The sequence below is a fragment of the Sphingopyxis sp. JAI128 genome (genome assembly GCF_014207235.1).
In the GTDB taxonomy this organism is placed as follows: domain Bacteria; phylum Pseudomonadota; class Alphaproteobacteria; order Sphingomonadales; family Sphingomonadaceae; genus Sphingopyxis.
In genome coordinates, this window is the sequence record NZ_JACHDA010000003.1 from 602,360 (window position 1) to 624,842 (window position 22,483).

At 66.6% G+C, this 22,483-nt stretch carries 21 protein-coding genes; 9 read left to right on the forward strand and 12 right to left on the reverse strand.

Features of this window, described 5'->3' with window-relative positions; all coding sequences use genetic code 11:
* The first annotated feature begins 48 nt into the window (after positions 1 to 48).
* The 3 genes from tsaD to HDC35_RS10310 all read left to right on the forward strand — a co-directional run bounded on the left by tsaD (position 49) and on the right by HDC35_RS10310 (position 3,678).
* Complete coding sequence (gene tsaD, locus HDC35_RS10300) at positions 49 to 1,083, forward strand: tRNA (adenosine(37)-N6)-threonylcarbamoyltransferase complex transferase subunit TsaD (RefSeq protein WP_184646313.1); 1,035 nt, start codon at positions 49 to 51, stop codon at positions 1,081 to 1,083.
* A complete protein-coding gene (locus HDC35_RS10305; RefSeq protein ID WP_184646315.1) occupies positions 1,080 to 2,072 on the forward strand; it encodes an NAD(P)H-dependent glycerol-3-phosphate dehydrogenase in 993 nt (330 codons plus the stop codon). Before tsaD ends, HDC35_RS10305 begins: the two co-directional genes overlap by 4 nt.
* Before the next feature lie 76 nt (positions 2,073 to 2,148).
* Entirely contained in the window at positions 2,149 to 3,678 is a 1,530-nt protein-coding gene (locus HDC35_RS10310; protein WP_184646317.1) for a lipopolysaccharide biosynthesis protein, read from the forward strand.
* A 3-nt stretch (positions 3,679 to 3,681) separates the two neighbouring features.
* Here the strand turns inward: HDC35_RS10310 and HDC35_RS10315 are convergent, their stop codons facing one another.
* Both HDC35_RS10315 and HDC35_RS10320 read right to left on the reverse strand, forming a co-directional pair.
* Positions 3,682 to 3,939, reverse strand: a complete 258-nt coding sequence (locus HDC35_RS10315) for a hypothetical protein (RefSeq protein ID WP_184646319.1) — start codon at positions 3,937 to 3,939, stop codon at positions 3,682 to 3,684.
* Between the two features lie 56 nt (positions 3,940 to 3,995).
* Complete coding sequence (locus HDC35_RS10320; RefSeq protein ID WP_184646321.1) at positions 3,996 to 4,994, reverse strand: adenosine kinase; 999 nt, start codon at positions 4,992 to 4,994, stop codon at positions 3,996 to 3,998.
* Between the two features lie 108 nt (positions 4,995 to 5,102).
* Here HDC35_RS10320 and HDC35_RS10325 point away from each other — a divergent pair, with 108 nt between their 5' ends.
* Together HDC35_RS10325 and HDC35_RS10330 are read left to right on the forward strand one after the other, a co-directional pair.
* On the forward strand, positions 5,103 to 5,786 hold the full coding sequence (locus HDC35_RS10325) for an EI24 domain-containing protein (protein WP_184646323.1): 684 nt from the start codon (positions 5,103 to 5,105) through the stop codon (positions 5,784 to 5,786).
* Positions 5,783 to 6,163 (forward strand): hypothetical protein, encoded by a 381-nt coding sequence (locus tag HDC35_RS10330; RefSeq protein WP_184646325.1) that lies wholly within the window; start codon positions 5,783 to 5,785, stop codon positions 6,161 to 6,163. Before HDC35_RS10325 ends, HDC35_RS10330 begins: the two co-directional genes overlap by 4 nt.
* A 7-nt stretch (positions 6,164 to 6,170) precedes the next feature.
* On the opposite strand, the gene queG is transcribed toward HDC35_RS10330, so the two are convergent.
* The gene (queG, locus tag HDC35_RS10335) at positions 6,171 to 7,223 is read right to left on the reverse strand and encodes a tRNA epoxyqueuosine(34) reductase QueG (RefSeq protein ID WP_184646327.1); all 1,053 of its coding nucleotides are present in this window, start codon (positions 7,221 to 7,223) and stop codon (positions 6,171 to 6,173) included.
* A gap of 67 nt (positions 7,224 to 7,290) precedes the next feature.
* Between queG and HDC35_RS10340 the strand changes: the two genes are divergently transcribed.
* The 4 genes from HDC35_RS10340 (at position 7,291) to msrB (ending at position 11,379) form a co-directional block, all read left to right on the forward strand.
* Positions 7,291 to 8,244: an ABC transporter ATP-binding protein gene (locus HDC35_RS10340; protein WP_184646330.1), complete on the forward strand. Its 954-nt coding sequence runs from the start codon at positions 7,291 to 7,293 to the stop codon at positions 8,242 to 8,244.
* On the forward strand, positions 8,241 to 9,524 hold the full coding sequence (locus HDC35_RS10345; protein WP_184646332.1) for an ABC transporter permease: 1,284 nt from the start codon (positions 8,241 to 8,243) through the stop codon (positions 9,522 to 9,524). Before HDC35_RS10340 ends, HDC35_RS10345 begins: the two co-directional genes overlap by 4 nt.
* Positions 9,525 to 9,593: 69 nt before the next feature.
* Positions 9,594 to 10,850 (forward strand): cytochrome P450, encoded by a 1,257-nt coding sequence (locus HDC35_RS10350; protein WP_184646335.1) that lies wholly within the window; start codon positions 9,594 to 9,596, stop codon positions 10,848 to 10,850.
* 43 nt (positions 10,851 to 10,893) lie between these two features.
* Positions 10,894 to 11,379 carry a peptide-methionine (R)-S-oxide reductase MsrB gene (msrB, locus tag HDC35_RS10355; RefSeq protein WP_184646337.1) on the forward strand — a complete coding sequence of 162 codons (486 nt, stop codon included), beginning with the start codon at positions 10,894 to 10,896 and terminating at the stop codon, positions 11,377 to 11,379.
* Between the two features lies 1 nt (position 11,380).
* On the opposite strand, the gene HDC35_RS10360 is transcribed toward msrB, so the two are convergent.
* The 9 genes from HDC35_RS10360 to rsmG all read right to left on the reverse strand — a co-directional run bounded on the left by HDC35_RS10360 (position 11,381) and on the right by rsmG (position 22,438).
* Positions 11,381 to 13,243: a hypothetical protein gene (locus HDC35_RS10360; protein WP_184646339.1), complete on the reverse strand. Its 1,863-nt coding sequence runs from the start codon at positions 13,241 to 13,243 to the stop codon at positions 11,381 to 11,383.
* Positions 13,240 to 13,671 carry a GtrA family protein gene (locus HDC35_RS10365; protein ID WP_184646341.1) on the reverse strand — a complete coding sequence of 144 codons (432 nt, stop codon included), beginning with the start codon at positions 13,669 to 13,671 and terminating at the stop codon, positions 13,240 to 13,242. The genes HDC35_RS10360 and HDC35_RS10365 overlap by 4 nt, the downstream gene beginning before the upstream one ends.
* Positions 13,672 to 13,695: 24 nt before the next feature.
* Complete coding sequence (locus tag HDC35_RS10370; RefSeq protein WP_184646343.1) at positions 13,696 to 15,231, reverse strand: NAD(P)/FAD-dependent oxidoreductase; 1,536 nt, start codon at positions 15,229 to 15,231, stop codon at positions 13,696 to 13,698.
* 144 nt (positions 15,232 to 15,375) lie between these two features.
* On the reverse strand, positions 15,376 to 18,168 hold the full coding sequence (locus HDC35_RS10375; RefSeq protein WP_184646345.1) for a carboxypeptidase-like regulatory domain-containing protein: 2,793 nt from the start codon (positions 18,166 to 18,168) through the stop codon (positions 15,376 to 15,378).
* A 33-nt stretch (positions 18,169 to 18,201) separates the two neighbouring features.
* Positions 18,202 to 19,029 carry a molecular chaperone gene (locus tag HDC35_RS10380; RefSeq protein ID WP_184646348.1) on the reverse strand — a complete coding sequence of 276 codons (828 nt, stop codon included), beginning with the start codon at positions 19,027 to 19,029 and terminating at the stop codon, positions 18,202 to 18,204.
* Positions 19,030 to 19,222: 193 nt separating this feature from the next.
* A complete protein-coding gene (locus HDC35_RS10385; protein WP_184646350.1) occupies positions 19,223 to 19,720 on the reverse strand; it encodes a DUF4402 domain-containing protein in 498 nt (165 codons plus the stop codon).
* A 337-nt stretch (positions 19,721 to 20,057) separates the two neighbouring features.
* Entirely contained in the window at positions 20,058 to 21,017 is a 960-nt protein-coding gene (locus HDC35_RS10390) for a ParB/RepB/Spo0J family partition protein (RefSeq protein ID WP_184646352.1), read from the reverse strand.
* A complete protein-coding gene (locus HDC35_RS10395; RefSeq protein ID WP_184646354.1) occupies positions 21,018 to 21,800 on the reverse strand; it encodes a ParA family protein in 783 nt (260 codons plus the stop codon).
* Positions 21,797 to 22,438, reverse strand: coding sequence for a 16S rRNA (guanine(527)-N(7))-methyltransferase RsmG (rsmG, locus tag HDC35_RS10400; protein ID WP_184646356.1), 642 nt, complete (start codon positions 22,436 to 22,438; stop codon positions 21,797 to 21,799). Before rsmG ends, HDC35_RS10395 begins: the two co-directional genes overlap by 4 nt.
* Positions 22,439 to 22,483: the final 45 nt, after the last annotated feature.

The window sequence follows — 22,483 nt, forward strand, 5'->3', positions numbered from 1 at the left end:
GCGGCTTGCTCTCGCGATAAAGGGGCGGGTAAAGGAGCGCGCAACAATATGACTCTCATCCTCGGCCTTGAATCGAGCTGCGACGAAACCGCGGCGGCGCTCGTCGACAGCGAACGGCGCATATTGGCGCACCGCGTCGCGGGGCAAGAGGCGGAGCACAAGCCCTATGGCGGTGTCGTGCCCGAGATCGCGGCACGCGCGCATGTCGATCGGCTCGCGCCGATCGTCGAGGGCGTCCTGACCGACGCTGGCGTGACGCTCGCCGAGGTCGACGCGATCGCCGCCACCGCCGGGCCCGGGCTGATCGGCGGCGTCATGGTTGGGCTGGTGACGGGAAAGGCGCTCGCGCATGCCGCGAACAAGCCGCTGATCGCGGTCAACCATCTCGAAGGCCACGCGCTGAGCCCGCGCCTCGCCGATCCGACCCTCGCATTCCCCTATCTGCTGCTGCTCGTCTCGGGCGGGCATTGCCAGTTGCTGCTCGTGCGCGGCGTCGGCGATTACCGCCGCCTCGCGACGACGATCGACGACGCCGCGGGCGAGGCGTTCGACAAGACCGCCAAGCTGCTCGGCCTCGGATATCCCGGCGGCCCCGCGGTCGAGCGTATCGCGAAGGACGGCAGGCCGGACGCCGTGCCGCTGCCGCGACCGCTTGTCGGCAGCATCGAGCCGCATTTCTCCTTCGCGGGCCTCAAGAGCGCGGTTGCGCGCGCCGCAGCGGGCGGCGAGCATAGCATCCCCGACCTCGCCGCGTCCTTTCAGCAAGCGGTCGTCGATTGCCTCGTCGATCGCAGCCGCATCGCGCTCGCCGCTTGCCCCGAAGCGACCGCTTTCGTTGTCGCCGGCGGTGTCGCCGCGAACGGAGCGATACGCACCGCGCTAACCGACCTCGCCGCGCGCTTCGACAAGGCCTTTGTCGCACCGCCGCTGTGGCTGTGCACCGACAATGGTGCGATGATCGCGTGGGCGGGCGTCGAACGTTTCGCGGCGGGGCTCACCGACCCGCTCGATACCGCCGCCCGTCCGCGGTGGCCGCTCGATCCCGATGCCGAGACGGTCCGCGGAGCAGGAGTGAAGGCATGACGTCCTATTCGAAGTTCGGCGTCGTCGGTGGCGGCGCGTGGGGGACCGCGCTTGCACAGCTTCTCGCTGCCGACGGTGCGCCCGTGCGGCTGTGGGCACGCGAAGCGGATGTCGTTGCGGCGATCAATAGCGAGCATCGAAACCCCGTCTTCCTACCCGGCGCGACATTGTCACCGTCGCTGAGCGCCACCACGGACCTTCTCGAAATGACCGACCTGGACGCGCTGCTGATGGTCGTCCCCGTCCCCTTCCTGCGCGCCGTCCTTACCGAGCTCCCGCGGGGCAGCGCGCCGCTGATCTTCTGCAGCAAGGGGATGGAAGCGGGCAGTTTCGCCTTCCCGATCGACATTGCACGGGATCTCGCGCCGCAGCGCCCGCATGCGGTGCTGTCGGGTCCGACCTTCGCACACGAGGTCGCCGCCGGCCTCCCCACCGCCATCACGCTTGCCGCAGCCGACGCCGCCGTCGCTAGCAGTCTCGCGCAGGCGCTCGCGCGCCCGCATTTCCGTCCCTATGTCTCGACCGACGTCATCGGGGCCGAAATCGGCGGCGCGGTCAAGAATATCCTCGCGATCGCCTGCGGCATCGTCGACGGGGCCGGGCTCGGGCTTAACGCGCGCGCGGCGTTGATCAGCAGGGGTTTCGCCGAAATGACGCGGTTCGGTCTGTCGCGCGGCGCACAGGCTGAAACGCTTGCCGGACTCGCCGGACTTGGCGACCTCGTGCTGACCTGCACCTCGTCCAATTCGCGCAACTTCGCGCTCGGCCAGGGGCTCGGTCGCGGCGAAGAGGCCACCACGCTGATGGCCGACCGCCGCACCGTCGCCGAAGGCGCGTTCAGCGCCCCCGTGGTCGCCGCCGCCGCGCGCGCCGACGGCATCGACATGCCGATCACCGATACCGTCGCGCGCCTCGTTGCGGACGAAGTGCGCGTCGCCGACGCCATTCATGCCCTGCTCAGCCGGCCGCTGCGATCCGAAGGCCGATGATGGGCCGCACACAATTGCCTGCTCGCCCGCGCCACGCTAGACTGACCGGCAGGGCGAGGCAGAAGGGGCGCGAGGCTTGAGCCAGACGGACAGCGCAGCCGCGCCCGCTTCGCCGGACGGTCCCCCGCGGGACGCGGATACGGCGGCCCTCGCGAAGGGCGGGCGCACCAACTTCTTCGGTTTCATCCTTCGCCTCGTCGCGCGCCTGCCCTTCCTCTATGTGGCGGGCCGCTGGTACGGGCCAGAGGCGGTCGGGCGCTTCGCCTTTGCCGTGCTTGTCATCGAACTTGTTGCACAGCTCGCGACGCTGGGGCTCAAGCGCGGCCTCGCCGAACAATTGAGCGCGCCCGGCGCCGACCATCGGACCGTCGTCTGGGATGGCATGTTCGTCGCGCTCATCGCCTCCGCCGCCGGGTCGCTACTCCTTGCGCTCTTCCCGCAGATCATGTTTCCGTCGGGCGGCATCGATGGCACCGACCGCTGGATGGCGCTGCTCGTCTTCGCGATCGCCGGGACCGACATCGCGCTTGCCGCCTGCGCCTATAAATTCGATATCGGCGCGACGGTGCGCGCGCGCGCGGTAGTCGAGCCTTGGGTTATCAGCGCCGCCGCCGCCGGATTCTGGTTTGTGTCGGTGCGCGACGGCCTCATGCTCTCCTACGCCGCGGCGATGCTCGGCGCCTTTCTGACCGCGCTGATCCCGATGCTCCGCCATTATGGCGGGCCGCAGGGGTGGCAACCACACCCTGCGCACCTGATCGCAGTTGCGCGGCGCAACGCGCCGCTCGCCGCCGCCGATGCGATCGAATGGGGCACGCGCCGGCTCGACCTGTTCATCCTGGGCCAGTTCACCTCGCCGACGATCTACGGCATCTATTATATGGCGCAGCAGGTCGCCTCGCTGCCGCAAAAGCTGAAGACCAGCTTCGAGCCGATCCTCGGCCCCGTCATCACGCGCAACCTCGCCGAAAAGCGGCTTGCCGCCGTGGCCGCACAAGTGAGCCAGGTCGGGTTCTGGATCATCGCGGCGCAGGCCGGCGTCGCGCTCGCGCTCGGCATCCCGGGCGAGGCGGTGATGGGGCTCGTCGGCCCCGAATTTGTGAGCGGCACCGCAGCGCTCGCCTTCCTGCTCGCCGCGGAGGTGGTCGCGGCGACCGCAGTCGTCAGCGAAGCGGCGCTCGTCTATGTCGCGCGCCACCGCAACCTGCTGATCAGCATTGCGACGCTCGCGCTGCAAGCCGCCCTCAGCGTCGCGCTGATCCTGGTCGCACAATCGATGGGCCTGCCGCCGATCTATTACGCCGGCGCCGTCGCGCTGGCGCTGATGCTCGCGCTCGGTTTCGCCTCGGTGGTCAAGGCGCGGCTGCTCGCGCGCGTGCTCGGCGCGCCGGTGAACAGCCTGCGCTGGGCGCTCGTGTGGGCAACTGCGGGCGCCGCGGTGCTCGGCTGGGGCGCGACGCAGCTTCCCGAATGGGCCGAGCTGCTGATCGGCGTGCCCTTCATCCTGGGCGTTTACGCGTGGCTGATCTGGACGCGCGGTTTCGGCCCGGCCGATCGCGCGCTGTTCAAGAAGCACCCCGATCCGGCCGAAGCGGCCGCCGCCTGACCCTTATTCGACCGCCTTCTGGGCCGCGTCGCCCACATCCTCGGCGGCACCCCCGACCTTTTGCGCGGCCTCGGTGATCGCCCCGCTTTGGGCCTTGTCGTTGGCGAGGAACTGGAAGGCGAAAAAGGCGGCGATCAGGATCGCGGCGAGAAAAATCAGGCCCAAGCCTATCCCGCCGCCGCGGCGCGGTTCGCGGTCGATGACCGTGGTGGTGTGCGTTGTCCCGTCGGGATCGCGCGTCGTGTGGATTTCGTCGGCCATAAGAAACTCTCCCTATGCTGATGGCGCATAGGACGCTTCGGGACCGGCGAAAGTTCCTATCCCAACCGCGCCGCAACCTTCGCCTTGAGATCGGTCTGCGCGCGCGGGCCGACCTGCGCGATGATTTCGCGCGCGCACACTGCGCCCATCGTCAGGCAGTCGTGCATCGACCGGCCCTCGGCATGACCCGCGAGAAAACCGGCGGCGAAGAGGTCGCCGGCGCCGGTTGTGTCGACGACCTGGTCGATCGGTTCGGCGCCGACCTCGGTGCGCACCCCGTCATGCAGCGCGATCGCGCCATGCGCGCCGCGCGTGACGACGAGCAGCGGCACCTGCGGCGCGATCTTGGCGACCGCCGCCTCGAAGTCCTCGGTTTCGGCAAGAGCGCAGATTTCGACTTCGTTCGCGAAGAGGATGTCGAACAGCCCTTCAGCGATCAGCTTGCGGAAATCCTCGCCATGACGGTCGATGATGAAGGCGTCCGACAGGGTGAAGGCGACCTTGCGCCCGGCGCCGCGCGACACGTCTATCGCGCGGCGCATCGCAGCGCGCGACAGCGGCGGATCCCACAGATAGCCTTCGAGATAGAGGATCTTCGCATCGGCGATCCACGCCTCGTCGATCATCGCCTGGTCGAGCAGGTGGCTCGCGCCCAAAAAGGTGTTCATCGTGCGCTGGCCGTCAGGGGTGACGAGGATCAGGCAGCGCGCGGTCGGCGCGCCTTGCTTGAGCGCGGGGGTTTCATAGGCGACGCCGAGCGCGCGCAAATCATGGGTGAAAACATGGCCGAGCTGGTCGTCGGCGACCTGGCCGATGAAGGCGCACCGTTCGCCGAGCGCCGCCATCCCGGCAAGCGTGTTCGCTGCGCTGCCGCCCGAAACCTCGACCGCCGGCCCCATCGCCGCATAAAGCCGTTCGGCCTCTTCGCCGTCGATCAGCCGCATCGATCCCTTGGTCAGGCCTTCGGCCTCGATCAGCGCATCGTCGGCGCGGGCAAGAACGTCGACGATCGCATTGCCGATGGCGACGACATCGAAACGGGCGGTGGCGGCCATGAAAAATCCTGTGCTGTGTGGGAAAAGCTGCGCGCGCCTTAGTGGGGAGCGCCCCCCAAGGCAAGCGGAAGCCTTGACGAACGCCCCGCGCCCGCGCCATCCCGTCGCATGGCTCGCGCGCTTCAGGCTTTTCTCCTTGCCGTCAGGGATCTGAACAGTCCGCGCGTGCTGCGCGTCCTCGCGCAAAGTCTCGCGCTTACGCTGCTCATCTTCATCGGCGCTGGCGCTGCGATTTTTTTCGGCGCGCGCTGGGCGCTCGCGCATTGGCAATGGCTGGGCGGCGACAGCCTCGACATGGCCGGGGTGTTGATCGTGCTGGCGATCGTCGCGGGAAGCTGGCTGCTGTTCCGCGCCGTGGCGATCGTCGTCGTCGGCCTGTTCGCCGACGGCATCGTCGCCGATGTCGAAAGGCGCCATTATCCTGCCGCTGCCGCCCGCGCCTGCGACGTCGGCTGGCGGCAGAATGTTGCGCTCGCGCTCGCCTCGCTGGGACGGTTGATCGGCGGCAACCTGCTGGCACTGCCCGTCTATATCCTGTTGCTCGTCACCGGGGTCGGGACGCCGATCTTCGCGCTGCTCGTCAACGCGCTGCTGCTCGGCCGCGACCTCGAGGCGATGGTTCTCGCGCGCCACTCCGAACGGCCGCGCTTCGGCCGCCCGGCGCGCTGGTCGATGGGCCTGCTGTCCGCCGCAAGCTTCGTGGTGCCCGTCGCCAATCTGTTGGCGCCCATCGTGAGCGCCGCTATGGCGGTGCACATGCTGCACCTGCGCAATGGGGACCCCGAAAAATGATCGAAAATCGTCGCTTGGCCGCCGTCGCCATGCTCGCCTTGACGCTCGGCGCCTGCGCGGGCCCCGCGATTCCCTATGCAACGCCGCCGAAGTCGCCATCGTCGAACGCACCGGTCGCGTCACCGCGGCCGGTCCAGAACAACAGCCTGATCGGTCGCAATGCCAACGCCGCGCTCGGCCTGTTCGGCAAGCCGCGGCTCGATGTCGCCGAAGGGTCGGGGCGCAAGCTGCAATTCGCCGGGACACCCTGCATTCTCGACGTCTATTATTACGCGCCGAAACAAGGCGCGGACCCGCTCGCGACGCATGTCGACGCGCGCACGCCCGACGGGCGCGACGCGAATGTGCCGAGTTGCATTGAGGCGCTGCGCAAATAGGCCGACGTCACGGCGTCAGTTCGGCAAGTGCCCAGGATGCGGCGTCGACGACCATCGGCGATTCGTCGCCGGTCAGCCGCTCCAACACCGGAACGAATCGCGTATCGCCGCTGTTGCCCGCCGCGATCGCCGCGTTGCGAACCATGCGGTTGCGGCCGATCCGCCTGATCGGCGATCCCGCGAACACCTGCCGGAACCCGGGATCGTCGAGCGCGAGCAGGTCGGCGAGCGATGGCGCGACCAGCTCGGCGCGCGGCAGGAAGGCACGGTGCGCATGCGCCCTGTCGGCGAATTTGTTCCACGGACAGGCGGCGAGGCAATCGTCGCAGCCATAGATACGATTGCCGATCCCGCGCCGCAGCTCGACGGGGATGGGACCATTATGCTCGATCGTCAGATAGGAAATGCAGCGCCTTGCATCGAGCCGGTAGGGCGCGGGAAAGGCCTGTGTCGGGCACGCATCCTGGCACGCTGTACAGCTTCCGCATGTGTCGCGCCCGGGCTTGCTGCCCCCCAGATCGAGCGTTGTGTAGATCGCGCCGAGGAACAACCAGCTGCCATGCTCGCGGCTGACGAGGTTGGTGTGCTTGCCTTGCCAGCCGAGACCCGCCGCCGCCGACAGCGGCTTTTCCATCACCGGCGCGGTGTCGACAAACACCTTGACCTCGGCGTCCTTCGCTTCGGCGACCAGCCAGCGCGCGACCGCCTTCAGCGCCTTTTTGACGACGTCGTGATAATCGCCGCCCTGCGCATAGACCGAAATGCGGCCGCGATCGGGATGATCGGCGAGCAGCAGCGGGTCGAACGCCGGCGCATAGCTCATGCCCAGCGCGATCACCGATTTGACCGCGGGCCACAACCCCTTGGGCGATCCGCGCTGTTCGGCGCGGCTTTCCATCCAGATCATGTCGCCGTGCCGCCCCTCGGCCAGCCACTGGTCCAGCCGCGCGGCAGTCTGCGGCGCCGCGTCCGCATCGGCGATGCCGAAGGCGACGAAACCATGCGCACGCGCGACGGCTTCGAGGCGTTCTTCGAGAGAGGGCAAGGCTTCCGCAACCATTGGCGCTCTATACGCGAGCCGTCTCGCCGTGCCATAGCCTGCACGTGCGCCAGTCGGGGACCATGATTTGAACGATTTCAGCGTCGAGGCGACCGGCCTCACCAAATATTTCGGCGATTACAAGGCGGTCGATCAGGTCAGCCTCATGGTGCCGACGGGGAGCATCTACGGCGTGCTCGGCCCCAATGGCGCGGGCAAGACGACGAGCCTGCGCATGACGCTTGGTATCATCGATCCCGACGAAGGATCGAGCCGGGTCTTCGGCGAACGCCCGCAGACGGTACGTAACCGCATCGGCTATCTTCCCGAAGAGCGCGGCCTCTATCCGGGCATGAAGGCGCGCGAAGCGATCGCCTTCATGGGCGCGCTGCGCGGGCTCGAATGGCGCGAAGGCCGCCGCCGCGCCGAATCCTTCATGACCGAACTCGGGCTCGAGCGCGTCGTCGATGAAAAAATCCGCAAAATGTCGAAGGGCATGGCACAGATGATCCAGCTGATCGGCTCGATCGTTCACGCCCCCGACCTCATCGTCCTCGACGAACCTTTCTCGGGGCTCGATCCGGTCAATCAGGAGCGGCTCGAAATGCTCGTCCGCCGCGAACGCGATCGCGGCGCGACGATCCTTTTTTCGACGCATGTCATGGCGCATGCCGAACGCCTGTGCGACCGCATCGCGATCATCGCACGCTCGGCGCGGCGGTTCGAGGGCACAGTCGACGAAGCGCGCGCGCTGCTACCGATGCAGGTCCGCTACATCCCGCGCGACCAAGCCGATCCGGCCGCCGTCGCCGCGAACCTGCCCGCCGGCGCCGACCGGCGCGGCGACGCCTGGCATTTCGCCATCGACGACGCGGGCGTCGAACCGCTGCTCGCGCGCATCACCGCGAGCGGCCATGGCGTCACCGGCCTGTCAATCAGCCGCCCGGCGCTCCACGACGCTTTCGTCCATATCGTCAGGCAGGTCGATGCGAGTTTCGATGCCGACGCTGCCGAGGACGCCATCGAGGAGGCGAGCGCATGACCCCCTTCATCCAGAGCCTGTTCGTTGTTGCGCGGCGCGACTTTCTCGCGATCGTCGCGACGCCGACCTTCCTTCTTTTCCTGCTCGCCCCGCTCTTCATGGTCGGTATGGGGCTTGCGGGGGGCATGGGCGCATCGCAGCTTGCCGACAGCGCGCGCGGCGCCGGCCGGATCGTCGTCGTTGCCGATGCGGCGGATGTCGACGCACTGCGCGCAGCCGACACCCGGCTGCGCACCGCACTCGGTCGCGATCTCGCGACGCTCGATATCCGCATAACCAGCGCTACGGCTGCCGATCCAGTCGCGATCGCGCGCGAAAAGGGCAGCGACACCTATGCGGTGATGAGCGGCGACCTCGCCGCTCCGCGCATCGTCGAGCGCGAGACGGGCAGCCATTCGGGCCGGTATCTCGCGCTGCTCGCGGGCGAGGTTCAGCGCGCGCGCGCCTCCGGCCCCGCGCCTGCCGTGGCACCGCGTTTCGAGGCCTTGTCGCGCGGCGGGACGTCGATTGCCCTGCAACAATCGCTGGGGTTTGGCGCGGTCTTCGTCATTTTCCTGCTGACCCTGCTGCTCGCCGGCCAGACTGTCAGCTCATTGGCGGAGGAAAAGGGCAACAAGGTGATCGAGATATTGGCTGCCGCCGTCCCGCTCGAAAGCGTCTTCCTTGGCAAGCTGCTAGGTTTCCTCGGCGTCGCGGTGCTGTTCATCGCCTTCTGGCTTGCGATGGCAATGGGCGGTGGGCTGGTCGCCGCGCTCTTCGCCGATCCGGCCCTGCTCGCCGCCGGCGGCAGCGCCGGCAAGGCCGCGGCGGCGGTGGCATCGATGCCCGCGACGGGCTGGGGCTTTTTCCTTGGCATCGGCTTTGTCTATTTCGTCATGGCCTTCCTGCTGCTCGGCGCAGTTTTCCTTGGTGTCGGAGCGCAAGCGGCGACGGTGCGCGAAATCCAGATGCTCAGCCTGCCGATCACAATCTTCCAGGTCGGCATGTTCAGCCTCTGTGCCGCCGCCGCAAGCGCGCCCGACAGCGGCCTTGCCCGTTTTGCGCAGGTCTTTCCCTTTTCGTCGCCGCTCGCGATGGCCGCGCGCGCCGCGACCGACGATTCCAAAGCGGTCCACCTGCTCGCGCTCGGCTGGCAGGCGATCTGGGTCGCGCTTGTCGTCTGGATCGCGGTGCGTCTTTTCCGTTCGGGCGTTCTCGGCAGCGGCACGGGCTGGAAATTCTGGCGCCGCGCCGCGACGGGTGCTGCGTCCAGCGCGCCTACCGGCAACGCGCCTCATTGACAAAGCTGTAAACAGTGGCATCTTGCAACCCAATCGGCCGCGCAGACGGCCGCTTGAGAGGAGCAGCCGATGGCCACCCAGATCCGTATCGCCCCCGAAGTCGCCAACCCGCTCGACGTCAGCCGCGCCGAACTTTGGAGCGAGGACCGGTGGCAGGAACCGATGCGCCAGCTGCGCGCCGAGGCGCCGATCTATCGCTGTGAAGATTCGAAATTCGGTCCCTATTGGTCGGTGACGACCTACAAACCGATTCAGCATATCGAAGCACTCCCGAAAATCTTTTCTTCTTCATGGGAATATGGCGGGATCACCGTCGCCGGCGACGGCATCGAACATCTTCAGGAGGGCGAAATCCCGATGCCGATGTTCATCGCGATGGACCCGCCGCAGCATACGGCCCAGCGCCGCACCGTCGCCCCCGCCTTCGGCCCCTCTGAAATCGAACGGATGCGCGCCGACACCCAGGCGCGCACCGCTGCGCTGATCGATTCCTTGCCCGTGGGCGAGACGTTCGATTGGGTTGAACGCCTGTCGATCGAACTCACCACCGACATGCTTGCGATTCTGTTCGATTTCCCGTGGGAAGAGCGCCACCGCCTCACCGGCTGGTCCGATGCACTGGGCGACATCGAAAGCTTCGACACGCTCGAAAAGCGCCAGGCGCGCCTCGCCCAGGCCTTCGAAATGGGCGCCGCCTTCAAGCAATTGTGGGACAAAAAGGCCCAGAACCCGGGCGAGCATGATCTGATTTCGATCATGCTCCAGTCCGATGCGATGAAACATATGAGCGAGAATGAGTTCATGGGGAACCTCATCCTGCTCATCGTCGGGGGCAATGACACGACGCGCAATTCGATGTCGGCCTATGCCTATGGCCTCCACAAATTTCCCGAAGAACGCGCAAAGCTCGAAACCAATCACGATCCCGAACTTGCGATCAATGCGATGCACGAGATTCTGCGCTGGCAGACCCCGCTCGCACATATGCGCCGGACCGCGACCGAAGACACCGAGCTGTTCGGCCACCAGATTCAGGCGCGCGACAAGATCGCATTGTGGTACGCGTCGGCGAACCGGGACGAGAGCGTGTTTCCCGATGGCGACCGTATTATCGTCGATCGTCCGAACGCGCGGCGCCACCTCGCCTTTGGCTATGGCATCCACCGCTGCGTCGGGGCTCGTGTCGCCGAACTGCAGCTCACCACGCTGATCTCCGAGATGCAGCGCCGCCGTCTGCGCGTCAACGTCCTCGCCGAGCCCGAGCGGGTGCATGCAAGCTTCGTCCACGGATATCGCCACATGCCGGTCCAGCTTGAGAAATATTGACGCGCGGTTGTAACCTTGTCCCCCCGGCGTACGTATCCAAGCCATGATCGAACGTCGTCACCTTCTCGGCGGACTTGCGCTTGGCGGCGCCATCATCGCCGCCCCGATGCTCTTCGCCAAATCGGCGCGGCCCAGGGCCCAGACCGGCTGGCAGCTATCCGAAGCCGAATGGAAAAAGCGCCTGGCGCCGCTGCAATATCGCGTGCTGCGCCAAGCCGCGACCGAACGCCCCTTCACCAGCCCGCTCGACAGCGAAAAGCGCGCCGGCATTTTCGCATGCGCAGGCTGTGCGCTGCCGCTCTATTCGAGCAAGACCAAGTTCGACAGCGGCACCGGCTGGCCAAGCTTCTGGGCGCCGCTGAAAGGCGCGATCGGCACATCGACCGATTACGACGTCGGCTATGCGCGCACCGAGGTCCATTGCCGGCGCTGCGGAGGCCATCTCGGCCATGTCTTCAACGACGGCCCAAAACCGACGGGCAAGCGCTATTGCATGAACGGCGCGGCGCTGAGCTTCCGTCCCGCCTGATTCATTCGGGCTTCACTCGCCACACCGAAAGCCCCGTGTCGGTACCGATCGGTACTGCTTCGAGCCAGGCCGGGGGCGTTCCCTTGTCGAGCTGCGCGGCCAGCGAATCCTTGCGCGCGCGGCGATAGGCGATGAAATCATTCGCGCCGCGGCAGAATATGACCAGCCCCGCTCCCTGCCGGCGGACGATCGCCTCGGCCTTCGCCGGATCGCCGGCGAAAGCACGGATCGTGTCGGCCATCGCCGCCTTGTTGCGATGATGGGGCGTTGCGACGACGCTGTGCGGCGTCCAGAACAGCAGTGGCGCGCCAAGGTCGATCGGTGTCAGGATCGTCGTCGTCGGCAGGCGGGCGAGCGCCGCGGTCACAGGCGGCGCGAGGCAGGCCCGTTCGGCCTCCGCCCCTTCCGAATTGTTTTCGTCGTCCCGAACCTCCGCGAAAACGAGGCCGAGCAGGGCCGCCGCCGCCGCGCCGCCGAGCAGCGGCAGCGTCAGTGCGGCGCCCACGGACGCCAATATGCGCGGCACGGTCGAGGCGATCGTCCGCGCCCGGTCCCAGATGCGCAGCCCGAGCCAGGCGCTGCCCGGCAGCGCGAAAAGATGCGCGGTGGAAACGCTGCGCATGACAAGCAGCGACAAGCCGCCTGCCGCCGCGAGCGCGACGATCACGGTCGTCCAGTTCCGGCGGCCAGCATCATCGGCGGCGGCGCTCCAGGCAAGCCACGATCCGGCAAGCCCGACGAGCGTCGGCACGAGCACATGGACGGCAACCAGCGGTTTCGATGCCCATAAAGGCTGGCCCTCGAGGACATGCCGGTACCAATATTCGACGACGATCGGGTCGAGCGAAGCGAACGGCCCCTTTGCGCATTGCGGTTCGGTCCACAGCAGCGCGCCCGCCGCGGCGGCTCCCGCGCAGCCCAGCAGCAGGAAACGGCTTACACGATGTGCCGGATGCGCACAGGCGGCGGCGAATATCACCGCCGTCGCTGCGACAAAGGCCGCCATATAGGGCGCCGCGAGCGAATCGCACCATGTCCCGGTCAGGCCCAACGGCCCGCGCGTCAGGAATTGAAGCAGGATCGCCCCGCCCGCAAGCGCGCCCATATAGCCGTACAGCCGGTCGCGATCGATCCCATGCCCGTGCAGCGCCCAGCGCAGCGCAGCAAGGCCCGCGAACAGCGCGACGATCGGCAGACCTTCGATCGAAACCGCAAGCAGCCCCGCCGCGCAAAGCCCGCCGGTCAGGCCGGCGCGCAACGTTGCGGGCCGCAGCGCCTGCCCCATCACCAGCATCGCAAGAAGGATTTGCCAGCCGTGATGATCGACCCGCAGGGGTCGGAATTGGGCGGCAATGAACACGGAAAAGACGAGGAACAGCGGCACAGCATAAACAAGGCGCCGGTCGGACAAATTGCGATAGCCAAGGACACAAGCGACGCTCAGCGCCGCGCCGAGCAACGGCGGCCACAGCACCATCACGATGCGTTCGGCCATCGCCTGCCCGAAAAATGGCTTGAGGAGCAGGATAGCGGCAGCGATCGGCGCATCGACAATCCGCGACCAATGCATCAGCACGCCGCCGCCGGCGGGATTGACGCGATATTGCGAAAGGTCCCACCAGCCCTGCCCGGCGAGCAGGTCGCGGACCTGCACCATGCGCATCGCGTCGTCGGTGTCGGCGAGATCGAGCGCGCCGATCGCGCGCCATTGGACGATGATCGCGAGCAGACTCATAGCCGCCCACAAGATCAGCGCGATGCGCACCGGCGTGAACCAGCGAAACTGCTCGATAGCGCGCGCTTTGGGCGCGCTAGGCTGCGGCGGCCCGGCACCGCCCCCCGCAAAGGCGGGGGCGTGGGTCATGCGGCGGCCGCCCGGAACACGATATGACGGCGCAGCAAATAGGTGGTCTGGAAACTCACGACGATCGCCGCGAGCTTGGCGAGCCGCGGATCGAAGCCGAGCGCGCTGGCGCCGCCGACGATCGCGGTCGTGACCGCCAGACCGACGAACGCCGATCCGACGAAGAGCAGTTTCTGCCGATGCCGTTCACCGGTGCCGCGCGCCGCCGCGCCGTCGGCAAAGACGAGCCGGCTCGAAATCATCCAGTGGACGAGGATGCCCGCGCAATAGCCTGTCGCCGATGCCGGCACCGGCGACAGACCGGCGTCGAGCAGCAACAGGAACAGCCCCGCGTCGCTGCCAAGCGCAAGCCCGCTCGCAAGCAGATAATTCAGCCAGCGAATCTCACCGCGCCGCACCGAAGTGATCAGCCGCGTGCCGGGTTGCATGGCGCCGATTCCCCGCAACAAGCCTCAGGCGGCCTTCGCGATGCGCGCAGGCACCCCGCGGACCGATGCCAGCGCCGCCTGTTCGCCCTCGGTGCCGCTTTCATGATATTCGGCATCCTCGTTGACGCCCCAGATATCATACAGCTTCTCGCCCGCGACGATGTTGCGCACCGTCAGCATTGCGGTCATCATCGCATGATCCTGGTTGTTGTAACGGTGCATGCCGTTCCGCCCGACCATGTGCAGCGTCGGATAAAGCGCTTCGAGCTCTCCGCGCATCGCCTCGACATGCGCGGCATAATCGTCGTCATAGACGGGATAGGCCTTTTCCTGCCGCACCACCGCGCCGCCGACAATATCCTCGGGATCGCAAAGACCCAGGATTTCCATTTCCTTGGTCGCAAGTGCGACCAGTTTTTCGTCGCTCGCCGACCAGAGCCCATCGCCCTCGAAGCAGAAATATTCGAGCCCGACGCACGCGAGTTCGGGGTCGGGGACCATTTCAGGCGACCAGCTACGGAAATTCTGCACCCGGCCGACCCGCACCTTGCTGTCGTGTATATAAATCCAGTTATCGGGAAACAGATCCTCCGACCGGATTTTGAGCGCGACCGTCAGGAAGTCGCGATATTTCAGGTTCGGCGCGGCGTTCAGCGCGCAGGCAGGCAAGGGATGAATACGCGCCGCCAACTCGCGCAGCGGCGCCGAACTGATCACATGCGCCGCATCGATTACGACATCGCCGTGGGGTCCAGTCGCGGTCATCCGCCAGCGGCCCGTCTTCTGATCCTGCGTCAATTGCTTGAAGCTGTGCCCCATCAGCAGATGGTTGCCGCCCGCGACGACCTTGCCCGCCGCCGCTTCCCACATCATGCCGGGGCCAAGCCGCGGATAGCGGAAGGTTTCGAGCAGGGTCTTGGTCGCCATGCCGTCGTTGGGCTTCTTGTTAAGCCCCAGGCTGCGCTTCAGCCCGTCGAGCACCGCCGCACCGAGGCTGAGCCCCTTGATCCGCTGTGCCGCCCAGTCGGCCGACATTTCGTCGCAGGGCATGCCCCACACTTTTTCGGTATAGGTCTTGAAAAAAATCGAATAAAGCTTTCGCCCGAACTGGTTGATCGTCCAGTCCTCGAAGCTGCGGACCTTGCTGTTCGGAAACAGTTTCGCCTGCGCATAACTTGTCATGCACAGCGCCGAGCGCACGACCCCGAGGTTCCACAGCGCCTCGAACGCGCGCAGCGGATAACTATAGAATTTGCCCTCATAATAGATGCGGCTCATCCGCGGGCGTTCGATGAAATCGTGCGGAAGGATTTCGTTCCACAGATCGACGACCTCGCGGCTCTTCGAAAAGAAGCGATGTCCGCCGATGTCGAAGCGAAACCCCTCATGCTGGACCGTGCGGCTGATCCCTCCGACATAGACGGGGTCCTTTTCGATCACCGTCACGCTATAGCCTTGCTGCGTCAGCAGATAGGCAGCGGTCAGCCCGGCCGGCCCCGCGCCGATGATCGCGACGTCTGCACTGGTCGGTCGGTTCGCGGAACCAGAAGCATCGGTCATTCGATTGTTCCCCACAGGCAATTCAACTCCTGTCCGCTGTGACCAAACATGGATAAAAACTGGTTAACGCGGGGTCCGGATTCTCGCCGATGCGGGCCGATTCCGCACCCCGGCATGTCTCGGAAGACCAAGACGACGCGCGCCTCATGGAAGCGGCTTGCTGCCCAGCCCGCTGTCGGGCGGCCCCCGCGCGCTGTTCGCGCCGATCGGTCGATCACCCTGTATCACGACGTCGCCGCGCAGCGGCTTCAGCGCGAGCGCGCCGAGCCGGACGCGCGGCGTCGCCTTTCCGGGCACCGCGCCGATGGCGAACGCGGCATCAAGGCGCAACGCGGCAGCCGAGGCCTTGCCCAGGCGCACCGTGTAACGCCCGTAAGCGACAGCTTCGAAAAGAAAATATCCGTCGAACTCGGTCAATGTCGTCGCGCGCACGCGGCCTTCGGCATCGACCAGTTCGAGGCTCAGCCCCTCGATCGGGTTGCCGCCATCGCGCCGGACGCTGCCCTCGATCTCGCCCGCCGCCGCCATCGGCAGTGCGACGTGCGTCGCGACGCCCGGACGCGGCGAGACGACGACGCCGGGCAACGCGGGCTGGATATAGGGATCGGGCAGGCTGCCGGCGTCGATGCCGATCATTACCGGGCGGAACGGCTCGAGCCCGTCGATCGTCCCGCGCCCCGCCTTGTCTGTCGACGCTTCGACATAGGCATGCCCCGCGGTCAACGGCACGCCCGGCAGCGCCGCTTCGTCCGGTTGGCGGATGCCGTCGCCATTATAGTCCATCCACACGTCGGCGATCACCTGACCGCGGCTTGCGAGTTTCTCGCTCGACACGCGCCAGCCGCCATCGGGCTTCGGCCCAAAGCTGAATGCGAGCGCCAACGACGCGGCGACCGACCCGTCGCTCGCGATTTCGCCAAAGCCCGTGAGCTGCAACTTGTTGAAACGGCGCGTATACCCAACGCCTGCCCGCGCGCGGTCGAGCGCGCGGTCATAGCCAAGCTCGGCGCGCCATTCGGCGTCGCCCTCGCGCTTTCCGGCGCCCGCCCATTCGCCGATCACCGTCGTGCGCGTGTCGCCATTGTCTCCGGACAGCGCGAAACGCGCCTCGCCGCGGACGCGGACGCGTCCGATGCGGGCGTTCGCGAGCAGGCTGGCGGTCAGATTGTCGGCCGGGTCGGGCCCGACCGGCACCTTGGTCCGCGCCCAATCGAGCTGGCCGGTAAAGGTAATCGCGCGGAAACTCGCCGACGCACGTGCGCTCGCTTCCAGGCTCTCGATCCCTGAGCGCCGGCCGACCTGCCGCACGTCGAAATGGAGCGGCAGGATCGTTCGGCCGAGTTTCACCGACTGGTCGACCGAGATCGCGTAAATGCCCGTGATATTGTTGATGAACCGGTCAGACACGAACCCGCCCCAGCCGCGCATGGCATCGGCGCGGACATAGGTTTCGCCGAATGCCGCAAGCCAGCTGGCGCGCGCGGCGGCACCGCCATTGTCGGCGTAGGAACCGGCGACTTCGAGCAGGGTCGCCCCGATCGATCGGCGCAGCGCCGCCTCGCCATAATTGTAGCGGACATTCTCGATCATCAGGCTGTGGACATAGGCGGCGGCCGAGGTCCGCGTGTCGAGTCCGCGCTCGATCCCCATTGTCCCGCGCCAGCCGCGCCGGAACGCACCACGGCGCGGGTTCCCGAATTCGATCAGATCGGCATTTTCCTGCGCGAAGCCCGCCCAGTACCAGGTCTGCTGCGGCGGGATCGAATCCATGCCGACCTGCACCTGCCGGATCTCGCGCCGGACCTGCCCCTGCGGCCCGTAAAGCACGATTTCGAAGCGGTTTGCACCATATTGCAGCGGCACGTCGATGAATTCATAGCGCCCGTCGCCATTTGGGCTGGTGAAGGCGAGCAATTGGCCGTTGCGATAGAGCTCGGCATCCCAGCCCGCAGGAAGGTCGCCGCGGAAGTCCGTCTTGTCGAACGCGTCGGGGCGCTCGATCGGGCGATTGGTGAGCACCGCGCCGCGCCCCGGCGCCGACGCCGCGACGATCCCCGTCGACAACAGGCTGACATCGCCCACCGCATAATGCGTCGCCTTCAGCGGCCCGAGCAGCCGCCCCTCCGCGTCGGTGCGGTACAGCCGCATCCGCAAACTGTCGGGCACGCCCTCATTGTCCGACGACAGCCGCGCGTCGAAGCTCTGCCCAAGCAGTTCGCCCGCGGCGAACAGCTCGTAGCGCGCCTGAACATAGGATCCGCCGCGCCTGTCCGACACCATCCCCGCCGACGCGACGACATCGACCGACGGCGTCGCCCACGCCCGATAGGGCCGCGCCGCCTGCGGCAGGCTGGCAAGGTCGAACGACGCCTGCGGCCGAATTCCCGCAGCGCGCGCGCGGCGCTCGGCGGCGAGCTGAAACGGCAGCTTTTCCTTGGAATCGATGCGCAGCACCGCGTTCGACAGGTCGGCGGCCAGCGGCACGCCGAGCCAATTGTTGAGGCTCTCCAGATCGATGCACCAGCCCGCCGGCGTGTCGCGGATCATCGTCGGCGTGAGCCCGAAACGCTGGCTGCCCGCGCGCACCTCGCCCGCGTCGCGGTCGATCGTCAGGCTGCGACGCTCGTCGAATACCCAGCCGGTTGCGCGGCGCAACTTCTTATCGACGCGCACCGCGAGGTCGAGCGCAAGCACGACATCGGCAAGGTCGACGCAGATTCCCTGCGGCGTCTGATAACCGCGCACCCCGTCGCCGAGCCGATACTGGCCCGATCGCACATCGAACAACCAGCTATCCTCGTCGTTCGGCGTCCAGTTGTCCTGAGCGATCGCGGCCGGCGCCTTGTCGTCGGCCTGCGCGCCGACAGGGACAAGCCCGGCCAGCGCCAGCCCGGCGAGGATCGCCGGTTTCCATCGAGCAAGCGCCGCGCGGATCATCGTCCCGCCCGCTTCAGCCCTGGCCGGATCCCGCTATTTCACGATCCGCTCGGCCTCGTCGATCGTGCCGCCGCCGATTTCGCGGTCCTCGGTATAGCGGATCCGCACCGGGCCCTTCAGCTTCGCGGCGAGCTCGCCGGGTACGCGCAGCGATACGTTGCGCTTGGCCACTTCGGGATAGACCGCGATACCGCGCGCGACGAGCAGGGGCTCGGCGGCCCCCGGCCGCGTCACTTCGATATCGCCATAGACCGAACGATTGCCCGTGCGCGCCAGGTCGAAGTTGAAGGCCGGGCCGTCGGGCGTTTCGCCGACCCACGCCTCGCCGATCGAGGCTTCGGCGCCAAGGTCGCCGACGCGGACGATAACCGGGATGGTGATGCCGTAAATCGGGGTCAGCGCGATCGATACGCCTTCGCCCGCGGGTTTGGCCGCGGCGGCTGGCGCCGCGGCGGCATCGGGCACCGCGCGAAACAGCATATGCGCGCGATATTCGCCCTGCGGCGTCCCTTCGGGAACGCGCACGCCGACGCGGATCACCTGCGGCTGGTTTGGCGGCAGGGTGACGCGGCGCGGGCTGAACGCGATCATGTCGAGCGCGGCCCGCTCGGCCGGGTTGGCCTCGTCCTCCGCGATCTCGTCGAGCCCGCCTTCGGCGGTCATGCGCTTGATCTCGAGACTGATGCGATAGGTTGCCGGTTCGGTGCCGATATTGTTCAGCACCACCTCGGTACCGCGCGATCCGTCGAGGATGACGCGCGTCGGCGCCACCAGCAGGTCGCCCGCGGCATGGACGGGAGCAGCGGCGACGCCCAGCGCAACCGCGGTAAACAGGCCGAGGCCCTTCAAAAAACGCAACATGGATACGATCCCCACAATCGTTTCGGGAAACGGCCCCACACCGCCCCGATGGTCGCATCCTGCCTGCGCCAACATGGTTGATATTTCGCTAACCATCGGTGTCGGCCGCACAAAAAGAGGCCGCCAGACGATCGTCCGGCGACCTCCCTTCGTTTGGCCGGCGAGCGCAGCGCCCGCCGTCCCCCCCCCTCAATTACTGGTAATTGGCGGTGACGTTGAACGTCCCCGAATAGTCGCCCGATGCCTGGTTGGCGCCAACGTTCAGCGTGCCACCAACCTGAAAGCTGCCGCCCGTGGCGCCGAGCGTGATCGTCGCCGACGAATAGGTCAGCGACGACGTCATCGTGCCGCCGAGCGACCCGTTGAGCGTCACGCTCGAATCGCCGCCGACGACAACCACCGCGCTGTCGGTGCCGGCGACGTCGAAGTTCGCCGCCGTGGCGGTGCCGGTGCAGGTCAGCGAACCGCCGCAGGTGCGCGTGCCGCCGGTCGATACCGCGACGGTCGAAGCGGTCGCGCCGCTGATGATGGTCGCATATTGCAGGTCGCTGGTGTTGGTGAGCGTGATCTGGCGCAGGATCTTGGCCTTCGCCGTGCCCGTAGCCGACGCCGCATGCGCCGCCGAGGCGTTCATGGCGAGGGCAGCAATCGCGGCGCCGACGATGGCGCGCTTCATTCCAAATTTGCGCATAAGTTTTGGTCCCTTGAAACAGTCGAAATTCGAATGGATATCCCACCCCATTCGCCGACCCGTTTAGCGGACGACCGGTTCAACTTTTGCCAGCAAGCATGGTTAACAGCGCGGTAGGAATTGGCGCGCTATACATGATATAATACCGATAAATCAAATACTTGATTGCATACCGGGTTGGTATCGGCGACCATCTAATCCGCCTCGGCGGCCCGGGCTGGCACAATATGGGGCGGTGCTTCGCCGATTCGCCGAGCTGGACATGGCGCGCGAATCGCCGCTCCGGCGCCGGCGGGAAGGCAAGCCTTTTCGGGCGTCGCCGATCCGACGCGAGGGATCAGATCGCTTCGCCCGACAGCCGCTGGCAAATCATGTCGAGTTGGTCGAGCGACGCGAATTTCAGCGTCAGCGACCCCTTGCCCTCACCCGCATATTGAATGCCGACGCCGATGCCGAGCAGCTCGGACAAATGGCGTTCGACCGCGACGATATCGGGGTCGCGATTGCCATCCATGCTCTTATATTCGAGCGGCGCCTGGCGCGGCGCGGCGCCACCCTTGCCCGCGCGGACAAGCGCCTCGACCGCGCGCACCGACAGGCCTTCCTTCGCAACGCGGCGTGCGATCGCTTCGGCGTCGTCGGCGCCGATCAGCGCGCGCGCATGGCCCATCGCCAGCGACCCGTCGCCGACGAGGGCCTGCACGGCTTGGGGCAGGTCGAGCAGGCGCATCAAATTCGCGACATGGCTGCGCGACTTGCCGACCAGCTTCGCCAGCGCTTCCTGGTTATGGCCGAAATCCTCGATCAGGCGGCGGTAGGCGCTTGCCTCTTCGATCGCGTTGAGGTCCTGTCGCTGGATATTCTCGACCAGCGCGATCTCATAGGTCGCGGCATCGTCGAGCTCGCGTACGAGCGCAGGGATCTGATGCAGCCCCGCGCGCTGCGCCGCGCGCCAGCGCCGTTCGCCTGCGACAAGCTGGAAACCCTCGCCGTCCGGCGACCGGCGCACGATGATCGGCTGCAACAGTCCGCGCAGGGCAATCGAATCGGCGAGTTCGGCGATCGCCGTCTCGTCGAAATGCCGCCGCGGCTGGCCGGGAAGCGGTCGGATCGATCCGACCGCGACATGCTGGACGGCGTCGCCCGCCACCGGGGCAGCCTTGGCGGCGGCGCCCGGCGTCGCGAGCACCGGCGCCTCGACCGCGACATCGCCGAACAGCGCGTTTAGCCCGCGGCCCAGCCCAGACGGTCGCTTGCGCGCCGGCGTTGGTCCATTTTCATCTTTACTATCAGTCATTTATGCTGCCTTGCGGATTTCGGGGAGCCGATCGATCAGCTCGCGCGCAAGGGCGATATAGGCCGCAGACCCGGCGCAGCGATGATCGTAGATCAGCGCCGGCAACCCGTGGCTGGGCGCTTCGGACAGGCGGACATTGCGCGGGATTACCGTTTCGAACACCACCGGTCCCAATACTTCGCGCACGTCGTCCGAGACCTGGTCGGTCAGCCGGTTGCGGCGGTCGAACATCGTCAACGCAACGCCCAGGATCGACAGTTTCTGGTTGAAACGCTCGCGCACGCGCTCAACCGTGGTGAGCAGCTGGCTGAGCCCCTCAAGCGCGAAAAATTCGCATTGCAACGGAACGATCAGCGATTCGGCCGCGATCAGCGCGTTAAGCGTCAACATGCCGAGCGATGGCGGGCAGTCGATCAGGCAAATGTCCCAATGCCCTGCTTCGGCGCCCGACAAGGCTTGCTGGAGCCTGTGCAGGCGATCCTGAAATTCGATGAGCTCGATCTCGGCCCCCGACAGATCGACCGTCGCGCTGACGATGTCGAGCCGCGGTACGGCGGTCGGTATCGCACATTCGGCGACCGTTGCGTCGCCGCGCAGCAATTCATAACTCGAAAGCTCGCGTTGCGACTGCTTGATCCCCAGCCCTGTTGAGGCGTTGCCCTGCGGATCGAGGTCGATGATCAGCGTACGCCAGCCCGTCGCCGCGAGCGCGGTCGCCAGATTGATCGCGGTCGTCGTCTTGCCGACCCCACCCTTCTGGTTCGCCACGGCAATGCGGATCATCGCTTTCCTCGCTGTTTTGCCGCAATTTTCCCGGTGCCAACCAAAATTTGGCTCTCGGCGCTGGTGCGGCTCTGTTCCACGTGGAACATTCTCTGCCATGGCTCGGGCAACAAAGCCAGTTCCTTAACCGCGTTTCGGCCTTTTGGCAGCAGCCAGTGCGTCGATTCGGTGGAAAAACGGGCGGATAAGTCGATGAGCTTGTCGAGCGGGGCAAAGGCGCGAGCACTGATCGTCGCCGCGGGCCGTGTTTCGACGCGCTCGAGCGGCGCCTCGCCGACCTCGACATGCTCGAGACCCAACTCGGTGGCGACCGCGCGCAAGAAATCGCACCTCCGTTTGCGCGATTCGACGAGTAGCATCGGCCGCTCCGAGAGGATCGCAACGACCAGCCCCGGCAATCCCGGCCCGCTCCCCAGATCGATCCAGAGCCCCCTTCCCTCGCGCGTATCAAGCGCCAGCAACTGCGCGCTGTCGGCGATGTGCCGCAACCAGATCGTCGGAATCGTCGACGCCGCGATCAAATTCTGCCGCGCATTCTCGGCGATGAGCATTTGGGCAAAGTGTTCGAGCCGAGCCCATTGCGCCGCGGTCGGCGAAAGTTCATTCGCGATCCAGGCCCGCGCCTCATCTTCGCTCATCAGAATTCCGCCTGTATTCACCAGCTACCCGCCCATCTTTTGTCA

Excerpts from the sequence above, each read along its gene's own strand:
- tsaD (WP_184646313.1), top strand. The coding sequence starts at position 49 with ATGACTCTCATCCTCGGCCTTGAATCGAGCTGCGACGAAACCGCGGCG.
- HDC35_RS10305 (WP_184646315.1), top strand. The coding sequence starts at position 1,080 with ATGACGTCCTATTCGAAGTTCGGCGTCGTCGGTGGCGGCGCGTGGGGG.
- HDC35_RS10315 (WP_184646319.1), bottom strand. The coding sequence starts at position 3,939 with ATGGCCGACGAAATCCACACGACGCGCGATCCCGACGGGACAACGCAC.
- HDC35_RS10320 (WP_184646321.1), bottom strand. The coding sequence starts at position 4,994 with ATGGCCGCCACCGCCCGTTTCGATGTCGTCGCCATCGGCAATGCGATC.
- HDC35_RS10325 (WP_184646323.1), top strand. The coding sequence starts at position 5,103 with ATGGCTCGCGCGCTTCAGGCTTTTCTCCTTGCCGTCAGGGATCTGAAC.
- HDC35_RS10330 (WP_184646325.1), top strand. The coding sequence starts at position 5,783 with ATGATCGAAAATCGTCGCTTGGCCGCCGTCGCCATGCTCGCCTTGACG.
- queG (WP_184646327.1), bottom strand. The coding sequence starts at position 7,223 with ATGGTTGCGGAAGCCTTGCCCTCTCTCGAAGAACGCCTCGAAGCCGTC.
- HDC35_RS10345 (WP_184646332.1), top strand. The coding sequence starts at position 8,241 with ATGACCCCCTTCATCCAGAGCCTGTTCGTTGTTGCGCGGCGCGACTTT.
- HDC35_RS10350 (WP_184646335.1), top strand. The coding sequence starts at position 9,594 with ATGGCCACCCAGATCCGTATCGCCCCCGAAGTCGCCAACCCGCTCGAC.
- msrB (WP_184646337.1), top strand. The coding sequence starts at position 10,894 with ATGATCGAACGTCGTCACCTTCTCGGCGGACTTGCGCTTGGCGGCGCC.
- HDC35_RS10360 (WP_184646339.1), bottom strand. The coding sequence starts at position 13,243 with ATGACCCACGCCCCCGCCTTTGCGGGGGGCGGTGCCGGGCCGCCGCAG.
- HDC35_RS10365 (WP_184646341.1), bottom strand. The coding sequence starts at position 13,671 with ATGCAACCCGGCACGCGGCTGATCACTTCGGTGCGGCGCGGTGAGATT.
- HDC35_RS10370 (WP_184646343.1), bottom strand. The coding sequence starts at position 15,231 with ATGACCGATGCTTCTGGTTCCGCGAACCGACCGACCAGTGCAGACGTC.
- HDC35_RS10375 (WP_184646345.1), bottom strand. The coding sequence starts at position 18,168 with ATGATCCGCGCGGCGCTTGCTCGATGGAAACCGGCGATCCTCGCCGGG.
- HDC35_RS10380 (WP_184646348.1), bottom strand. The coding sequence starts at position 19,029 with ATGTTGCGTTTTTTGAAGGGCCTCGGCCTGTTTACCGCGGTTGCGCTG.
- HDC35_RS10385 (WP_184646350.1), bottom strand. The coding sequence starts at position 19,720 with ATGCGCAAATTTGGAATGAAGCGCGCCATCGTCGGCGCCGCGATTGCT.
- HDC35_RS10390 (WP_184646352.1), bottom strand. The coding sequence starts at position 21,017 with ATGACTGATAGTAAAGATGAAAATGGACCAACGCCGGCGCGCAAGCGA.
- HDC35_RS10395 (WP_184646354.1), bottom strand. The coding sequence starts at position 21,800 with ATGATCCGCATTGCCGTGGCGAACCAGAAGGGTGGGGTCGGCAAGACG.
- rsmG (WP_184646356.1), bottom strand. The coding sequence starts at position 22,438 with ATGAGCGAAGATGAGGCGCGGGCCTGGATCGCGAATGAACTTTCGCCG.